Consider the following 15,249-nt stretch of genomic DNA (forward strand, 5'->3'; position numbering starts at 1 on the left):
CCCTCACACCCCCGCCGCGCCCAGCAGCGACCCCACCCCGTACGTCACCGCCATGGCCAGCGCCCCGCCCGCCACATTGCGCAGCACCGCGGGGCGGGGCGGCGCCGTGCCCAGGCGGGCGCTGCCCCAGCCCGTCAGGGCCAGGGCGACCAGCACCGAGACCACCGTGACCGGCAACCGCCAGGAAGCGGGCGGCAGGACGATCGCCAGCAGAGGCAGCAGCGCCCCCAGCGTGAAGGAGACGAAGCTCGCGCCCGCCGCCCGCCAGGGGTCGGTCAGGTCGTCCGGGTCGATATTGAGCTCCACGCGCGCGTGCGCCCGCAACGCGTCCCGCTCCGTCAGTTGCTCCGCCGCCTCCCGCGCCACCTCCGTCGACAGACCGCGCGCGGACAACAGCGCGGCCAGCTCGGCCAGTTCCGCCTCCGGCTGCTCCCGCAGCTCCCGGGTCTCCTGGGCCAGCGCCGCTTTCTCCGAATCGCGCTGCGTCGAGACGGATACGTACTCCCCCGCCGCCATCGACATCGAACCGGCCAGCAGCCCCGCGAGGCCCGCCGTCAGCAACGCGGCGCGCTCGTCCGTCGCGCCGGCCACGCCGACGACGATGCCCGCGGTGGAGACCACCCCGTCATTGGCCCCGAGGACCCCGGCGCGCAGCCAGTTCAGCCGCGCGCCGAGGCCCCCGCCGTGCGCTTCCTCATGGGTCCCGGCGCGGTCGTCCGTCGTATCGGTCATCCGCCGACGGTCTCACCCGGTGCTTCACCAGACGCGTACCGACCCGCCCGGTGCGAACGCGGGGCTGGTCGCACCGGGCGGCACCTCCTTGAGCGGTTCGTCGATCTCCTGCACCGTGGGGCCGACCCGCGCGGCGATCCGGTCGAGCGCCGCGAGGTCGAAGCCGTACACACGGGCCGCGTTGCCGCCGACCATGGTCGCGATCTCGTCCCTCGGCAGACCGGCGTACGCGATCCGCAGGCCCTCGCGGGAGTACGGCGTGGTGCCCTCGTCATGGGGGTAGTCGCAACCCCACATGATCTTGTCCAGGCCTATCCGGTCACGCAGCGGGACCTCGTGCGGGCGCATGAAACTGGCGCCGACGAAGCAGTTGTCGCGCCAGACGTCGCTGGGGCTGTTCCCCATCGAATCGGCAAGCCCCGCACCGAACTTGGACTCCGCGGTGACGGCCGGGGAAGCCGCCGCGACCAGGCGTGAGTGGTAGTAGTCGAGCATCTCGACGACGCCGGGGATCCAGCCGGAGCCCTGCTCGGTCAGGACCAGTCGCAGTCCGGGGTGACGGCGGAACGCCCCGCCGAAGATCAGGTGCCACAGCGCCCGGTGCGAGAACCAGGTGGTCTCCACCATGAAGACGGCGCGAGCGGCCGGTTCGTCCCCCAGCGGCGGGGACGCGGACCCGCCGTGGTGGTTCACCGGTACGTCCAGCTCCTCGCACACCGCCCAGAGCGGGTCGTACGTCTGCGAGTAGAGCTCGGGTATCCCCGATCCGGGTGGGGCGCCGGGCAGCAGGATGCCGCCGGTGAGGCCGGCCTCCTTGACCCGCCGGACCTCCCGCACCGCCTCGTCCACGTCGTTGAGCAGGATCTGGGCGACACCGGCCCGCCGTCCGGGCACCGCGTCGCAGAAGTCTGCCAGCCAGCGGTTGTGGGCCCGCAGCCCGGCCCACCTCTGTTCGTACTCCGCCTTCGACGGCGCGGGCGCCATCAGTGAGGCACTGGGGAAGAAGGGCGGGATGGTGTTGGGGAAGACGACCTCGGCGACGATCCCGTCGGCCTCCAGCTCGGCGACGCGGCGCGCGGAGTTCCAGTTGCGGTCCGCCGTGTCCGCGAGGAGGTCCTCGTACGGGTTGATGTACGTCGCCGCCCAGGCGTCGAAGTCGTCGTGGTGGCGCTTCTCCAGGTACGGCCGGTAGTCGAGGAGGTCGGCGCCCGCGTGGCAGTCGGCGGAAATGACGGTGTAGCGGTCCTGGTGCCGGTCCATCACAGGACTCCCAGCTGCGGGAAGTCGTGGTCGGTCAGCCAGTGCCTGCCCACCTCGCGCGACTTCGCCCAGGTGGCCTCGACCGCGGGCTGGTCGGCGCTCTGACCGAGGTCGTCCGGCGTCGGGCCGATACGCTCGGCGACCGGGGCGAGCTCCGCCGTGTCGAAGCCGAAGACATCGGCGGCGGCCAGGCCGAGCATCCGCCGGGTCTCGGCGACCGGGATGTCGTGGAAGGTTTTCCGCAGCCACGCGCGCGTGTCGGGCCAGGTGCCCTCGGGATGCGGGAAGTCGCTGCCCCAGAGGATGTTGTCGACGCCGATCTCGTAGCGCTGGGCGAGCTCACGCCGCTTGGTGTTGGTGGCGCAGATGAAGATCTGGCGGTCCAGGTACTCGCTCGGCGGCCGTTTCAGTTCCGCGAACGGCGACAGCTTCTTTCCGCCGTGCGCGCCCAGATACAGCCGGTCCATGAACCACAGCTGGTTGGGCAGCCACCAGCAGCCGGACTCCGCGACGCCGAACTTCAGCCCGGGGTGGCGCTCGAAGACGCCGGACCAGAGCAGGAACCACAGGGGCCGCGCGGGCCACCAGGTCACTTCGGAGACGTAGATGCCCAGGTGGTCGCCGTATTCGTGGCGCGGCGCGGCGCCGGAGTGCGTGACGATCGGCATCCCCGTCTCGGCGGCCGCCGCCCATACCGGGTCGTAACGACGGTCGTGGTAGGGCGCCTTGTCGACCCACATCGAGGGGATCATCAGCGCGCCGAGCCCGGACTCCTTGGCCCGGTGCACCTCGGCGACGACCCGGTCCACCTCGCCCGTGATGGGCAGCAGGGCGACCCCGCAGTGCCGTTGCGGGTACTCGGACACGAACTCGGCGAGCCAGCGGTTGTGCGCCTGCGCGCCCGCCATGCCGAGGTCGGGGTCCTGGTCGCCGGAGAGCCCCAGGCCCACCCCGAAGGGGGCCGCGGTCCGGCTGTCGACGGCATCGGCGTCGGGGAAGACGACCTCGGCCGCCACCCCGTCACCGTCGAGTTCCTTGATCCGCCGCGCGGTGTCCCAACCGCCGCGCAGCCCTTCCTCGTTGTCCTCGAACCACTTGGTGGCGAAGGCCTCGTTGCGCACCCCAAGCCGTGTCATCTCCTCGCGGCGGGCGTCGCGCTGCCCGAGGAATTCGTCGAAGGGCCGGTGGAAGGCGCTGTCCAGATAGGGCCGGTACTGCTCGGTCGGCAGTCCGGCGTGGCAGTCGGAGGAGATGATCAGGTACGGGTCCCGCTCTGTCATCACACACACCTCGGTCGAATGAAATGAGTCGAAGCAGTCGAGCCGGTCGTGGTGGGCCGGCGCCGGCCCTGACGGGTCGGTGCCGGCCGCGACCGGTCTCAGTCGAGAATGAAGTTCTCCAGGTACGACGGGTTGGCGCGGTCGAGCATCGACTGCGACCTGGCGCGGATCTGCCGGTCGCTGTGCTCGCTCGCCGGAAGCATCCAGAAGCGGTCGGCCCTGATCCCTTCGACGACGACCTCGGCGACCTGCTCGACCGGTGTGAACTCGATCTCGTGCCCGGCCTCCCGCATCGCCGACTCCCACTGCCCGAGGCTGCGGTACGGCGTCCTGCGAGGTCGTTCCTTCGCGTACCGCTCCGGCCGATTGCGGTGCGACTCCCACAGCCCGGTGCGCAGCATGTGCGGTCCGGGGAAGAGCACCGAGGCGCCCAGTTCCGCGCCCTCCGCCCGGAGATGGGCGTACAGGGACTCGGTCATGGTGACGACGGCCGCCTTGGTGACGGCGTACACGGAGGCGGTCGGCAGTGGCGCGATGCCGCCGTCCGCCGACGAGGTGTTGACCACATGGCCCGGCTCACCGCCCGCGATCATCCGCGGTACGAACGCCTGGATGCCGTGGAAGACACCCCACACATTGACCGCGAACGCCCACTTCCAGTCGTTGGGTTCGTGCTCCCACATGCGGCCCTCGGCGCCCGACCCGACGCCCGCGTTGTTGCACAGCACGTGCACCGCGCCGAAGGCCTCGTACGCCGCGTCGGCGAGCGCCATGACACTGGCGCGTTCGCTGACGTCCACGGCGCGCGCGAGCACCTGCGCGCCCCCTTCGCGCAAGTCGGCCGCCGCCTTTTCCAGGGCGCCCTCCTCCACGTCGGCGAGGACGACCTTCAGTCCCTCGTCCGCGAACCGGCGGGCCATCGCGAGCCCGATGCCACTCGCCGCGCCCGTCACCACAGCGACCTGCCCCTCCCGCAACTCCATCAGAAGCTCCCCTCCGGCGGGCCGTCGAGGATCTGCTGCGGGTCGTCGTAGCGCTGGTGGATGTACGGCAGGAGGGCCTGCGCGCTCACCCGCTCGACGACCCGGCCCCGCTGGTCGGTCGTCTTCTCGCCGATGGTGATCCCCACCAGACGGCGCACCGGCAGATCAGCGATGGGGTCGTACATCGACTCGCGCAGCACCACGTCGCCGGTGATCCGCTCCAGTTTGCGCATCTTCTCGTTGCGCGTGCAGTGCACCAGGACCGGGTCCGCGTCGAAGCCGTGACCGTCCACCGCGGGAAGGAACTTGAAGTAGAAGTCGACCTTCTCGGCCGGCTCGGGCAGCGGCAGCGCCCCGCCCACCGCGCCACGCACCTCGACGAAGGCGATGCCGTGCCGCGCGAGGGAGGCGCGTACGACCAGACCGTCGCGTTCGACGCTCACCTCGCCCAGCTTCTTGGGCTCGCCGAACACCTCCCGGCCGCCGATCAGCGCCCGTTCGTGGGTCATCGGCATGACGAGCGGGTACCAGCCCTCGATCCCCCCGTGCTCGGCGGCGACCGCCACGGAACCCGCGCCCAGCGGGTAGCCGGGCAGGTCGACCTTGCTGATGTTGGCCCGGACGAGCGGGCGCGAAGTGGGCTTGAGGGGCGGCGGCAGTACGGCCGCCACCGCGTCGGGGTCGCTCTCCCAGAGCGCCACCACTCCGGTGGACCAGATGTCGGGGAGCTTGGAACTCGCTGTGCGGGCCGCCGCGATCTCGGCCTCGGTGCGCGGTCCGTACCGTACGCGTGCCATGCCGTACCACCCTTGGTCGGTCGTGCCTGAGCACTGCTTGCAGCAGCGCCGCCTGGAACAGTCCCGCCTGAATCGCGCCGCACCCTGAAGTCCTGTAACACTGTTACACCGGCGCCGCCGAAGGGTAAAGAGCCGTGCAGGCAACAGAATTGGGGACATCATGACGAGACCGGCGCTGACCCGCGAAGAGGTCGTGGAAGCCGCCGCGCGCCTCGTCAAGCAGCACGGCCCGCAGGCCCTCACGATGCGCAAGCTCGCCGCCGAGCTCGGCACCGCCGTGACCTCCATCTACTGGCACATCGGCAACCGCCAGTCGCTGCTCGACGCCCTCGTCGAGCGCACCGTCGACGAGCTGGCCGAGATCCGGCCGCGCGGGCGCACGCCCGAGGAGCGCGTCGTCTCCGTCGCGCGCGCCCTGCGCCGCGATCTGCGCGACCATCCGCATCTCGTCGCGATGGTCCACGAACGCGGCCTCACCGAGCGGATGTTCCTGCCCGCCCAGCAGGCCCTCGTCCACGAGGTGCACGCGGCGGGGGTGCGCGGCGCGCGGGCCGCCGAGGTCGTACGGGCCGTGCAGTTCCAGGTCGTCGGGTACGTCCTCGTCGAGCGCAACCGCGAACGCGCCCCGGCCCAGCACCCCGGCGAGGAGGACCTGTGGGACGCGGCGGCGGCGGAGGGCGACCCGGCCCTCGCCCGCGCGCTGGCGCGACCGGTCGACTCCGAACGGCTCTTCGTCAACTCCGTGCGGGCGCTTGTCGGGGCTCTGCTCACCCGGGATGACAAGACTGTCAGTGATGGCCCGTATCCTCAGTGACCATGCTCGAAGACCACACGACAGCAGCGCCGTGGCCGACCGCCTACCCACAGGGGTACGCGGTCGTCGACGTCGAGACCACCGGACTCGCGCGCGACGACCGGATCATCTCCGCTGCCGTCTACCGGCTGGACGCCAGAGGCAATGTCGAGGACCACTGGTACACACTGGTCAACCCCGAGCGTGACCCCGGGCCCGTCTGGATCCACGGGCTGACCACCGATGTGCTCGAAGGCGCCCCGCTCTTCCCGGAGATCGCGGGCCAGCTGTCCGAGCGGCTCGACGGCCGGGTCCTCGTCGCGCACAACGCGATGTTCGACTGGTCGATGATCTCCCGGGAGTACGCACGGGCGGCGCGCGTCGCACCGGTGGCGCAGCGGTTGTGCACCATCGCACTCTCCAAGGAGCTGCGGCTGCCGCTGCCCAACCACAAGCTGGAGTCCCTCGCCGCGCACTTCGGTGTGGTGCAGCAGCGCGCGCACCACGCCCTCGACGACGCGCGGGTGCTGGCCGAGGCGTTCCGCCCGAGCCTGCACGCGGCGGCCCGTGACGGGGTGCGGCTGCCGTTGCTCGAATGCCTGCCGCTCACCGAGTGGTCGGACTCCCCGGCGAAGCCCCGGATCGGTTACCAGGCCTCCGCGCCCTCCTCGTACGGGCAGGGCAGCTGGCGGCCGTCCCGCAAGCGGCCGACCTGCCCGCACCCGAACCCCGGGCGGTACGAGCCGGGGAAGCTGCTGAAGCAGGGCATGCGCATCGCGTTCTCCGGGGACACCTCGGTGGACCGCGAGCTGCTGGAGGACCGGGCGGTCGAGGCCGGGCTGCACATCGCGACGAGCCTGTCGCGGCTCACCAGCCTGCTCGTCACCAACGACCCGGACTCCGCCACCTCCAAGACGGTCAAGGCCAAGTCCTTCGGCACACCCGTCGTCGACGAGGCGGCCTTCACCCAGCTGCTGAGGGATGTGACCCCGGCAGACGGGTGACTGTCGGGCGACTCGCCCGTCACCGTCTCGCGCCACCGGCGCCCCGCGTCCCACCCTGTGGCACATGGCACGTTGCGAGGTCTGCGGAAACGACTACGGCATGTCCTTCGAGGTGCACGCGCAGGGCGCGGTGCACGTCTTCGACTGCTTCTCCTGCGCCATTCACCGCATGGCGCCCATCTGCGAGCACTGCCGGTGCCGGATCATCGGCCAGGGCGTGGAGGTCGAGAGCCACTGGTTCTGCGGCGCCCACTGCGCCCGCGCGGAGGGGAAGGTGGGCATCGTCGACAGGGTCTGAGCCTTCCCGGGGTCCGCCCCACAGCCGGCCGGACCAGGGGGTGTCCCGCGGAGATCCGCCGGACACTCCCCAGACCCACCGACCGCGGGACAAACCCCGCCAGGTACCGTCTTCGGCGTGTACCGCTTCCTGTTCTCCCGGCAGTGGGTGATCCTCACCCTTCTGGTTCTGCTCCTCGTCCCCGCGATGATCGAGCTGGGATTCTGGCAGCTGCACCGCCATGAGCACCGGGTCGCGCAGAACAAGCTGATCTCGGACAATCTCAAGGCCGAGCCGCTCGCCATCGGCGACATCACCTCCCCCGGACACAGCGTCCCGCGCGCCGACTACTGGCGCCGGGTGTCGGCCACCGGCACGTACGACACCGCGCACGAGGTCGTCGTACGCCGCCGGACCTCCGCCGACGACCAGGTCGGCTATCACGTCCTGACCCCCCTGGTGCTCAAGGACGGTGACGTCGTCCTGGTCAACCGCGGGTGGGTCCCCTTCGGCGCCGACCAGAAGGCCTACCCCAAGGTCCCGGCCGCCCCCAAGGGCGAAGTCACGGTCACCGGGCGCCTGAAGGCCGACGAGACCGAGGCGGGCAGCGGCATCAAGGACCTGGGCGGGCTGCCGCCCCGGCACATCATGCTGATCAACAGCGCCCAGCAGGCCAAGGCGCTCGGCAGGCCCGTCCTCGGTGGCTACATCGAGCAGACCGAGCCCGTCCCCGGCCCCAAGCCCGAGCTGGTGCCCGCCCCCGACGCGGACTCCATCGGCCCGCACATGGCGTACGCCGTCCAGTGGTGGCTCTTCACCGCCGCGGTACCGGTCGGATGGGTGATCCTGGTACGCCGTGAAGTGCGCGACCGGGCCCAGGCCGCCCGGACGGGCGACGGCGACCGGGCCGAGCCCGCCACCGCTTCGGCCGCGTAACACCCGCCCCGCTTAGCCCGGGGCCGACGCGGGAAGACGGCACTGCGTGACGCAACTCATCGAGGACTACGCGCTTATCGGAGATCTGCAGACCGCGGCACTGGTCGGCAGGAACGGTTCCGTCGACTGGCTCTGCCTGCCCCGTTTCGACTCCGCGGCCTGTTTCGCCGCGCTGCTCGGTGACGAGGAGAACGGCCACTGGCGCGTCGCCCCCGCCGGCGCGGACAACTGCACCCGCCGCGAGTACCGCCGCAACACCCTGGTCCTGGAGTCGGTCTGGGAAACCCGCTCCGGCACCGTCAAGGTCACCGACTTCATGCCGCAGCGCGACGAGGCCCCCGACCTCGTGCGGATCGTGGAGGGCATCTCCGGCACGGTGCCGATGCGCTCCACGCTCCGGCTGCGCTTCGACTACGGGAACATCGTGCCGTGGATGCGTCGTACCGACGGGCACCGGGTGGCCGTCGCCGGGCCAGACGCCGTGTGGCTGCGCAGCGAGCCCGAAGAGCGGGTGAAGACCTGGGGACAGCACTTCAGCACCTGCTCGTCCTTCGAGGTCTCCGAAGGGGAAAAGGTGGCATTCGTCCTCACCTGGCACCCCTCGCACGAACCGCAGCCGGAATTCATCGACCCGCACGAAGCCCTGCGACACAGCATCGACGACTGGGAGGAGTGGGTCGGGCGCTGCCAGTACGAAGGCCCGTACCGGGAAGCCGTAGTGCGCTCGCTCATCACCCTCAAGGCCCTCATCTACGCCCCGACCGGCGGCATCGTGGCGGCCCCCACCACCTCCCTCCCCGAGGAGATCGGCGGCGTACGCAACTGGGACTACCGCTACTGCTGGCTGCGCGACTCCACCCTCACCCTCGGCGCGCTCGTCACCGCGGGCTATCTCGACGAGGCCGCGGCCTGGCGCGACTGGCTGCTGCGGGCCGTCGCGGGCGACCCCGCCGACCTCCAGATCATGTACGGGCTCTCCGGCGAACGCCGGCTGCCGGAGTCGGAACTGCCGTGGCTGAGCGGCTATGAGGGCTCCGCGCCGGTACGGATCGGCAACGACGCCGTCAAGCAGCTTCAGCTCGATGTGTACGGCGAGGTCATCGACTCCCTCCATCTGGCCAGGAGCGCGGGCCTCATGGCAAAGCCGCACGCCTGGAGTCTGCAGCTCAGCCTGCTCGGCTTCCTGGAGTCCACCTGGCGCCAACCGGACGAGGGGCTGTGGGAGGTCCGCGGTCCGCGCCGGCACTTCGTCCACTCCAAGGTAATGGCGTGGGTCGCGGCCGACCGGGCCGTCCGCACCCTGGAGGAGGACCCGACGCTGCACGGCGACGCGGCGCGGTGGCGGGCCATGCGCGACGAGGTGCACCGGGAGGTGTGCGAGAAGGGGTACGACCCCGAGCGGAACACCTTCACCCAGTCGTACGGATCCACCGAACTGGACGCGGCCACACTGCTCATCCCCCGGGTCGGCTTTCTGCCGCCGGACGATCCGCGGGTGATCGGCACGGTCGACGCGGTACGTGCCGAGCTCGCCCACGACGGTCTGATCCGCCGCTACAGCGCGGACGGCACCAGCGTCGACGGACTGCCGGGCGATGAAGGGGCGTTCCTGGTCTGCTCGTTCTGGCTGGTCGACGCGTTGCGGCTGACGGGCCGGGGGAAGGAGTCGCAGGAGCTCTTCGAGCGGCTGCTGGCGCTGCGCAACGACGTGGGACTGCTGGCCGAGGAGTACGACCCGGTGTCCGGACAGCAGCTCGGAAACTTCCCGCAGGCCTTCAGCCATATCGGTCTGGTGGGATCCGCACTCGCCCTGGAGGCGGACGGCACGGCAGGATAGGGCCATGGATCTTGGACTGAAGGACCGCGTCTATGTCGTCACCGGCGCCACCCGTGGGCTGGGCCTCGCCTCCGCCCGTGAGCTGACCGCCGACGGCGCGAAGGTCGTGCTCACCGGCCGGGACGAGAAGACGGTGGCCGAGGCCGCCGCGGAGCTCGGCCCGAACGCGGTCGGTGTCGCCGCCGACAACGCCGACCCGGCGGGTGCCCAGCGCCTCGTCGACGCCGCCCGTACGCACTTCGGCCGCTTCGACGGCATTCTCATCAGCGTCGGCGGCCCCGCGCCCGGTTCCGCGGCGGACAATACGGACGACCAGTGGCAGGCGGCCTTCGAGTCGATCTTCCTCGGCGCGGTCCGGCTGGCCCGGACGGCGGCGGCCTCGCTCACCGAGGGCGGCGTCATCGGCTTCGTGCTGTCGGGCTCGGTGCACGAGCCGATCCCCGGCCTGACCATCTCCAACGGCCTGCGCCCCGGCCTGGCCGGCTTCGCGAAGTCCCTCTCCGTCGAGCTGGGCCCGCGCGGCATCCGCGTCATCGGCCTGCTGCCCGCCCGGATCGACACGGACCGGGTGCGCCAGCTCGACGCGATGGCGGGCGACCCGGACACCGCACGCGCGGCCAACGAGTCCCGCATCCCGCTGGGGCGCTACGGCAGGCCGGAGGAGTTCGGCAAGGCGGCGGCGTTCCTGCTGTCCCCCGCGGCGTCGTATCTGACGGGCACGATGCTCCCGATCGACGGCGGATCCAGGCACGGCTTCTAGGTCTTCGCCGCCCGACGAGTGGGGGGCTTGGGCTCGGGCCCGGCCCCCCGCACGTCATGTCACCCGCTGGGCCCGGTGCCGGACCGCCCGCAGCCGGACCTCCGCCGGCAGCGCAGGGAGAGCCGCCGAGTCGCGTGCGTGCGCCAGCGCCTCGTGCGTGAGGCCGGCCAGGGCCTGCGCCGGTTCCGCGTGGGCCTCCAGGACCAGCCCGACCCGCGCCTCGGGCGCGTCCCGACGCCCCGTCAGCCGCACCTGCGCGCGCTGCACGCCGTCCATCAGCATCGCCTCGCTCGCCACCACGCCCTCCAGCGCCCGCCCGCGCAGCAGCGCCCCTTCGCCGTCGCCGCTGTCGACCAGCACCTCGGCGAGGCGGGCGCGGCGCAGCTGGGCCAGCAGCCACCACAGGGCGAGCAGGACCAGCACGGCAAGGACCGCGATGGCCGTGGGCCACCACCAGCCGTCGTCCCGCCACCGGGTACGGGCCGCCTCGCTCAGCAGGACGTCGCCCTTCCCGTCGAACGGCCACCAGGACGGCACGGACAGGCCGAGCCCGGCCGCGAGCACCGCGCCGCCGAGGGCGAACAGCAACAGCCCGGCGAGCCCGAGCAGGACGCGATTGACCGTCTTCAGCATCGCCGGGTCACCCCTTCTTGGCCGGACGGCCGACATGCACGGAGAGCCCCGGCTGCCTTGCCAGTCCGAGCTGGCGGATCCCCGCGCCGAGCGCGGCGTCCAAGTCGGTTCGTACGTCGTCGAGTTCACGGAAATGCGAAACGGCCCGCACCGCCACCTTGGACCGGCCCACGCGGACCTTCGCGGACTGCACCCCGGAGACGTCCATGGCCCGGTCGCGCAGGACCAGCGCCGCCGCGTCGCGGTCGAGCCCCGCACGCACGTCGGGGTTGTCGCGCCGCATCGGCAGCAGGGCGCGCAGTCCCGGCGTGCAGGCGAGAACCAGCAGCCACAGGCCGAGCGCCATCGCCGCACCGGCGCCGACCAGCACCCACACGTTGTCCAGGGGGCGGTCGGCGAGTTGCGCCGCGAGGTCGCGGCGCCAGCGCATCGCGCTGTGGTCGGCCCGTACCGCAGCGATGTCGTAGAGCAGCAGGCCGGTGGCGCCGAGCGCCACGAGGGCGAGCAGCGCTGCCGGCACGCGGCGCGGCGACCAGAACCGGCCGGTCCTGCCACCGCTGCCCGCTTCGAGCACCGGCACCGGTTCGTACGCCTCGGCGGAGGCCGACTGGGCGAGCTCGGCCGGTTCAGGCTCGCGCTCGATGACGGGCAGCCGCTGCGTTTGGCTCTCGGGGGTGGCGCCGCCCAGGGAGTCGTCCGGGCGGGTGTAGCCGTCCGGCCTGTCGGGTTCGTTCATCGGATCCTCCCCCGTTCCGCCACGAGCACTTTCGCCGAGTGCAGCCGCTCGACCTGAACCGCCACCTCCGGCACTTCCATCCCCGCCAACGCCTTTACCCGCTGGGCGACTTGGCGACGCACCGCGCCGCACTGGCCGCCGACGTCGGAAGGATAGCCGAGCTCGACACTGACCCGTACCCGCGCCGTGTCGTGGTGGACGGTCACCGTGGCGTGCGGCGCCGCGCCAACGTCCGGCGCCGCGTCGAGCGCCTCATGCGCCGCCTGCGCGGCGATCTTCGCGACGACCCGGTCGGCGATCCGGGTCGCGCCACGCTCCGCGGCCTCGACGCGGCCGGAGACCATCGCGGTCACCGCGGCCGGTCGCCGCGTTCACGCGCGCGGAAGAAATCGCCGGGGTCCAGGTCGCCGTCGAGGAACCGGCCCGCCACGAAACCGATCGCGCCCAGCGCCGCGACCAGCAGAAAGGCTCCGAAGCCACCGAAGTACCCGGCGAACCCGAGCGCCATACCGGCCAACAGGCCGACCACCGCCATGCTCATCCTGCGCTCCTCAACTGTTCGACTGAAACCGGACGCTGGACGCCTACTGCAGGCGCTGCTCCGGCTCGTCTTCCTCCTCGTCGGGCAGCTTCACATCGCTGACCGCGATATTGACCTCGACGACTTCGAGGCCCGTCATACGCTCGACGGCCGAGACGACATTCTCGCGGACGTCGCGGGCGACATCGGCGATCGAGACGCCGTAGTCGACGACAATCTCCAGATCGAGGGCCGTCTGCACCTCGCCGACCTCGGCCTTCACACCGCGGCTGACGGACTTGGCACCGCCGGGCACCCGGTCGCGGACAGCTCCGAAGGTACGGGACAGGCCACTGCCCATGGCATGGACGCCGTCCACGTCACGGGCCGCGAGACCGGCGATCTTCTCCACCACGCCGTCGGCGATGGTCGTGCGGCCACGGGAGGCCGGATCGCCGCCACCCCGCTTGGCCACCGAGGTCTTCAACCCGTCGCCCTCCGTCCCCTTCAGGGGGTTCTCAGGCTGTTTGCGCTGTGTTGTGTCAGTCATCGCCGTTCATCCCTTTCCGAGCGGTACCGGACTTCGCTGCCCACATTAGGCGCCGATGCCCGATCTCGCGCCGGGGATGCGGCAGGCTGGGGCCATGGCACCTGACGGATGGACGCAGGCGGTACGGGAGCGGCTGGGCCTGGGCAGACTGCTGCCGCTAGGCGGGGCCGGGGACGGCGCGTGGCTGGCGGAACGGGCCGCTGTAACGGTGCTGCGGGGCGCTGCGGAGGGCGTCACGGGGGTCGGCCTGGGAACGCTCCGGATCGCGCTCAACGACCCACGATCGGCGGGCACATCGGCCGTACCGCCGCCGCCGAGCGCGCTGCCGCCGGGGCCGCTGCGGATCGAGGCGGACTTCGACGCCACGGCCGACGAGCCACTGCCGCAGGCGGCCGGGCGGTTGCGGGAGGCGCTGTTGGCGTCGGCGTCCGACGGGCTGGGGCTCGTGATCGCGGAGGTGCACCTGCGGGTCACGGACCTGCTGGACGCGGCGCCCGTTTCGAAGGACGCCACTGGGCCGACCGGGGGAAACGGCGCCGGGCGGCCCGGCCCGGACGGCCCCCGGGAGCGGGCCGCCGCGGCGGCCGTCTCCGTACCCGGGGTTCTGCGTCTGACCAGCACCCTGGGTACGCCGGTGCACCTGGCGGACGGTCATGTGCGGGTGGAGCTGGCGACGGCCGCGGATCATCGGGCGCTGGATGTGGCGCTGGCCGTGCGCGCGGCGGTCGCGAAGTCGCAGGATGGCCACCCCACGGTGGCCGTCCTGGTGACCGGCATCGGGCAGTGAGCGAGTGGCCCTAGTCGGAGAGGCCCGCGATGTCGCGGAGCCGACGGGCCTGGGCAGCGCGCTCGGCGGTGCGCTGCTCCTCGTACGTACGGGAAGGGGCGCCCCGCAGCAGCGCCTTGGTCTCGATCACGGCGTCGCGGGGCGCGGCCAGCAGCGCTGCGGCCAGGTCCGTCACGGCGCCGTCGAGTTCATCGACGGGCACGACGAGGTTGGCGAGGCCCAGGTGCTCGGCCTCCGCCGCTTGGATGAAACGGCCCGTCGCGCAGATCTCCAGCGCACGGGCGTAGCCCACGAGGTGGGTCAGCGGGTGGGTACCGGTGAGGTCGGGGACCAGCCCGAGGCTGGTCTCGCGCATGGCGAACTGCACGTCGTCGGCGACGACCCGCAGGTCGCAGGCGAGGGCGAGCTGGAAGCCCGCGCCGATGGCGTGCCCCTGCACGGCGGCGATGGTGACGAGGTCACTGCGCCGCCACCAGGTGAACGCGGCCTGGTACTCGGCGATGACCTCGTCGAGGTCGCCGTCGGAACCGCGCGCCAGATCGAGGAAGGACGGCTCACCGTCGAACCCTTCGGGTGTGAACGCCTGCCGGTCCAGGCCGGCGGAGAAGGACTGGCCCTCACCGCGCAGCACCACGACCCGCACGCTGCCCGGAAGTGACCGTCCGGCCTCTGTCAACGCCCGCCACAGAGCGGGAGACTGGGCGTTGCGCTTGGCCGGATTGGTCAGCGTTACCGTGGCAACGGCGTCCTCGACGGTGAGTCGTACGCCGTCCTTGTCGAGCATGGAGTCGAGCGAAGCCATGGAGGGCCTCCGGTTCGGGTGGCAGTCGGGCAGATCAGGTAAGTGACTGCACAGTAACCACCCGGCCGATCATGCGACCGACCGGGTGGCCACCACCAAAACCGGTGAGCCGGACTCACCCGCGCGACCGTCAGGCCGAAGTGGCCTTCTTGCCTCGCGTCGCCCCGCCGCGTCCCCGCAGCGTGACTCCCGACTCGCTGAGCATCCGGTGCACGAACCCATAGGAGCGGCCGGTCTCTTCGGCCAACGCCCGGATGCTCGCACCGGAGTCGTACTTCTTCTTCAGGTCTGCCGCGAGCTTGTCGCGCGCGGCGCCGGTTACCCGGCTGCCCTTCTTCAGAGTCTCGGCCACCCGTGCCTCCTCAAGGAAGTGCGCTCTGGACTCTCATGATCACCCCTCCGGGGCTTCCTGGCCACCCATTCGGCAAGGTCCGTGCAACAACGTTGGCCGGAGGGGCGCCGCGCGCCAGGAGTCAAATCCGCTGTTCCACCTGTCCTGCGGCGTGCGGCGGAGCAGGTCACGGCGGGAAGCAGCAGGTCAGCCGGGGCAAAGGATCATTGG

19 protein-coding genes are annotated in these 15,249 nt (G+C 71.7%); 7 read left to right on the forward strand and 12 right to left on the reverse strand.

The window, feature by feature from the left end:
- Positions 1 to 3: 3 nt before the first annotated feature.
- The 5 genes from ACLLJJ_RS06835 to ACLLJJ_RS06855 all read right to left on the reverse strand — a co-directional run bounded on the left by ACLLJJ_RS06835 (position 4) and on the right by ACLLJJ_RS06855 (position 5,052).
- Entirely contained in the window at positions 4 to 732 is a 729-nt protein-coding gene (locus ACLLJJ_RS06835) for a VIT1/CCC1 transporter family protein (protein ID WP_434588368.1), read from the reverse strand.
- A 24-nt stretch (positions 733 to 756) separates the two neighbouring features.
- Positions 757 to 1,992 carry an amidohydrolase family protein gene (locus ACLLJJ_RS06840; protein WP_434588369.1) on the reverse strand — a complete coding sequence of 412 codons (1,236 nt, stop codon included), beginning with the start codon at positions 1,990 to 1,992 and terminating at the stop codon, positions 757 to 759.
- Entirely contained in the window at positions 1,992 to 3,272 is a 1,281-nt protein-coding gene (locus tag ACLLJJ_RS06845) for an amidohydrolase family protein (RefSeq protein ID WP_434588370.1), read from the reverse strand. The genes ACLLJJ_RS06840 and ACLLJJ_RS06845 overlap by 1 nt, the downstream gene beginning before the upstream one ends.
- A 98-nt stretch (positions 3,273 to 3,370) precedes the next feature.
- Positions 3,371 to 4,255, reverse strand: coding sequence for an SDR family NAD(P)-dependent oxidoreductase (locus ACLLJJ_RS06850; RefSeq protein WP_434588371.1), 885 nt, complete (start codon positions 4,253 to 4,255; stop codon positions 3,371 to 3,373).
- Positions 4,255 to 5,052 (reverse strand): acetoacetate decarboxylase family protein, encoded by a 798-nt coding sequence (locus tag ACLLJJ_RS06855; RefSeq protein WP_434588372.1) that lies wholly within the window; start codon positions 5,050 to 5,052, stop codon positions 4,255 to 4,257. The genes ACLLJJ_RS06850 and ACLLJJ_RS06855 overlap by 1 nt, the downstream gene beginning before the upstream one ends.
- Positions 5,053 to 5,212: 160 nt before the next feature.
- Between ACLLJJ_RS06855 and ACLLJJ_RS06860 the strand changes: the two genes are divergently transcribed.
- The 6 genes from ACLLJJ_RS06860 (at position 5,213) to ACLLJJ_RS06885 (ending at position 10,659) form a co-directional block, all read left to right on the forward strand.
- The gene (locus ACLLJJ_RS06860) at positions 5,213 to 5,866 is read left to right on the forward strand and encodes a TetR/AcrR family transcriptional regulator (RefSeq protein ID WP_434588373.1); all 654 of its coding nucleotides are present in this window, start codon (positions 5,213 to 5,215) and stop codon (positions 5,864 to 5,866) included.
- Complete coding sequence (locus ACLLJJ_RS06865) at positions 5,863 to 6,849, forward strand: DEDDh family exonuclease (protein ID WP_434588374.1); 987 nt, start codon at positions 5,863 to 5,865, stop codon at positions 6,847 to 6,849. Before ACLLJJ_RS06860 ends, ACLLJJ_RS06865 begins: the two co-directional genes overlap by 4 nt.
- A gap of 64 nt (positions 6,850 to 6,913) precedes the next feature.
- Positions 6,914 to 7,147: a hypothetical protein gene (locus ACLLJJ_RS06870; protein WP_347121969.1), complete on the forward strand. Its 234-nt coding sequence runs from the start codon at positions 6,914 to 6,916 to the stop codon at positions 7,145 to 7,147.
- A 117-nt stretch (positions 7,148 to 7,264) separates the two neighbouring features.
- A complete protein-coding gene (locus tag ACLLJJ_RS06875) occupies positions 7,265 to 8,062 on the forward strand; it encodes an SURF1 family cytochrome oxidase biogenesis protein (RefSeq protein WP_434588375.1) in 798 nt (265 codons plus the stop codon).
- 46 nt (positions 8,063 to 8,108) lie between these two features.
- On the forward strand, positions 8,109 to 9,899 hold the full coding sequence (locus ACLLJJ_RS06880) for a glycoside hydrolase family 15 protein (RefSeq protein WP_434588376.1): 1,791 nt from the start codon (positions 8,109 to 8,111) through the stop codon (positions 9,897 to 9,899).
- Between the two features lie 4 nt (positions 9,900 to 9,903).
- Positions 9,904 to 10,659: an SDR family oxidoreductase gene (locus ACLLJJ_RS06885; protein WP_434588377.1), complete on the forward strand. Its 756-nt coding sequence runs from the start codon at positions 9,904 to 9,906 to the stop codon at positions 10,657 to 10,659.
- 54 nt (positions 10,660 to 10,713) lie between these two features.
- On the opposite strand, the gene amaP is transcribed toward ACLLJJ_RS06885, so the two are convergent.
- From amaP to ACLLJJ_RS06910, 5 genes are read right to left on the reverse strand one after another with little or no spacing between them, the layout of a single operon-like run.
- Positions 10,714 to 11,292: an alkaline shock response membrane anchor protein AmaP gene (gene amaP / locus ACLLJJ_RS06890; protein WP_434588378.1), complete on the reverse strand. Its 579-nt coding sequence runs from the start codon at positions 11,290 to 11,292 to the stop codon at positions 10,714 to 10,716.
- 7 nt (positions 11,293 to 11,299) lie between these two features.
- Complete coding sequence (locus ACLLJJ_RS06895; RefSeq protein WP_434588380.1) at positions 11,300 to 12,028, reverse strand: DUF6286 domain-containing protein; 729 nt, start codon at positions 12,026 to 12,028, stop codon at positions 11,300 to 11,302.
- Entirely contained in the window at positions 12,025 to 12,372 is a 348-nt protein-coding gene (locus tag ACLLJJ_RS06900) for a hypothetical protein (RefSeq protein ID WP_434600325.1), read from the reverse strand. The genes ACLLJJ_RS06895 and ACLLJJ_RS06900 overlap by 4 nt, the downstream gene beginning before the upstream one ends.
- A gap of 5 nt (positions 12,373 to 12,377) precedes the next feature.
- Positions 12,378 to 12,569, reverse strand: coding sequence for a hypothetical protein (locus ACLLJJ_RS06905; RefSeq protein WP_283516728.1), 192 nt, complete (start codon positions 12,567 to 12,569; stop codon positions 12,378 to 12,380).
- 43 nt (positions 12,570 to 12,612) lie between these two features.
- Positions 12,613 to 13,098 carry an Asp23/Gls24 family envelope stress response protein gene (locus ACLLJJ_RS06910; RefSeq protein WP_434588381.1) on the reverse strand — a complete coding sequence of 162 codons (486 nt, stop codon included), beginning with the start codon at positions 13,096 to 13,098 and terminating at the stop codon, positions 12,613 to 12,615.
- A gap of 94 nt (positions 13,099 to 13,192) precedes the next feature.
- Here ACLLJJ_RS06910 and ACLLJJ_RS06915 point away from each other — a divergent pair, with 94 nt between their 5' ends.
- Positions 13,193 to 13,885 (forward strand): hypothetical protein, encoded by a 693-nt coding sequence (locus ACLLJJ_RS06915; RefSeq protein WP_434588382.1) that lies wholly within the window; start codon positions 13,193 to 13,195, stop codon positions 13,883 to 13,885.
- A 10-nt stretch (positions 13,886 to 13,895) separates the two neighbouring features.
- Here ACLLJJ_RS06915 and ACLLJJ_RS06920 read toward each other — a convergent pair whose 3' ends face one another.
- Both ACLLJJ_RS06920 and ACLLJJ_RS06925 read right to left on the reverse strand, forming a co-directional pair.
- Entirely contained in the window at positions 13,896 to 14,687 is a 792-nt protein-coding gene (locus ACLLJJ_RS06920; RefSeq protein WP_434588383.1) for an enoyl-CoA hydratase/isomerase family protein, read from the reverse strand.
- Positions 14,688 to 14,817: 130 nt separating this feature from the next.
- Positions 14,818 to 15,039, reverse strand: a complete 222-nt coding sequence (locus ACLLJJ_RS06925; RefSeq protein WP_009337982.1) for a helix-turn-helix domain-containing protein — start codon at positions 15,037 to 15,039, stop codon at positions 14,818 to 14,820.
- Positions 15,040 to 15,249: the final 210 nt, after the last annotated feature.

Source organism: Streptomyces sp. A5-4, assembly GCF_051131715.1.
GTDB lineage: Bacteria > Actinomycetota > Actinomycetes > Streptomycetales > Streptomycetaceae > Streptomyces.

What these genes read in the sequence shown, in the direction of transcription:
- ACLLJJ_RS06835 (WP_434588368.1), bottom strand. Translation starts at nt 732, where the DNA reads ATGACCGATACGACGGACGACCGCGCCGGGACCCATGAGGAAGCGCAC.
- ACLLJJ_RS06840 (WP_434588369.1), bottom strand. Translation starts at nt 1,992, where the DNA reads ATGGACCGGCACCAGGACCGCTACACCGTCATTTCCGCCGACTGCCAC.
- ACLLJJ_RS06845 (WP_434588370.1), bottom strand. Translation starts at nt 3,272, where the DNA reads ATGACAGAGCGGGACCCGTACCTGATCATCTCCTCCGACTGCCACGCC.
- ACLLJJ_RS06850 (WP_434588371.1), bottom strand. Translation starts at nt 4,255, where the DNA reads ATGGAGTTGCGGGAGGGGCAGGTCGCTGTGGTGACGGGCGCGGCGAGT.
- ACLLJJ_RS06855 (WP_434588372.1), bottom strand. Translation starts at nt 5,052, where the DNA reads ATGGCACGCGTACGGTACGGACCGCGCACCGAGGCCGAGATCGCGGCG.
- ACLLJJ_RS06860 (WP_434588373.1), top strand. Translation starts at nt 5,213, where the DNA reads ATGACGAGACCGGCGCTGACCCGCGAAGAGGTCGTGGAAGCCGCCGCG.
- ACLLJJ_RS06870 (WP_347121969.1), top strand. Translation starts at nt 6,914, where the DNA reads ATGGCACGTTGCGAGGTCTGCGGAAACGACTACGGCATGTCCTTCGAG.
- ACLLJJ_RS06885 (WP_434588377.1), top strand. Translation starts at nt 9,904, where the DNA reads ATGGATCTTGGACTGAAGGACCGCGTCTATGTCGTCACCGGCGCCACC.
- amaP (WP_434588378.1), bottom strand. Translation starts at nt 11,292, where the DNA reads ATGCTGAAGACGGTCAATCGCGTCCTGCTCGGGCTCGCCGGGCTGTTG.
- ACLLJJ_RS06895 (WP_434588380.1), bottom strand. Translation starts at nt 12,028, where the DNA reads ATGAACGAACCCGACAGGCCGGACGGCTACACCCGCCCGGACGACTCC.
- ACLLJJ_RS06900 (WP_434600325.1), bottom strand. Translation starts at nt 12,372, where the DNA reads ATGGTCTCCGGCCGCGTCGAGGCCGCGGAGCGTGGCGCGACCCGGATC.
- ACLLJJ_RS06905 (WP_283516728.1), bottom strand. Translation starts at nt 12,569, where the DNA reads ATGAGCATGGCGGTGGTCGGCCTGTTGGCCGGTATGGCGCTCGGGTTC.
- ACLLJJ_RS06910 (WP_434588381.1), bottom strand. Translation starts at nt 13,098, where the DNA reads ATGACTGACACAACACAGCGCAAACAGCCTGAGAACCCCCTGAAGGGG.
- ACLLJJ_RS06915 (WP_434588382.1), top strand. Translation starts at nt 13,193, where the DNA reads ATGGCACCTGACGGATGGACGCAGGCGGTACGGGAGCGGCTGGGCCTG.
- ACLLJJ_RS06920 (WP_434588383.1), bottom strand. Translation starts at nt 14,687, where the DNA reads ATGGCTTCGCTCGACTCCATGCTCGACAAGGACGGCGTACGACTCACC.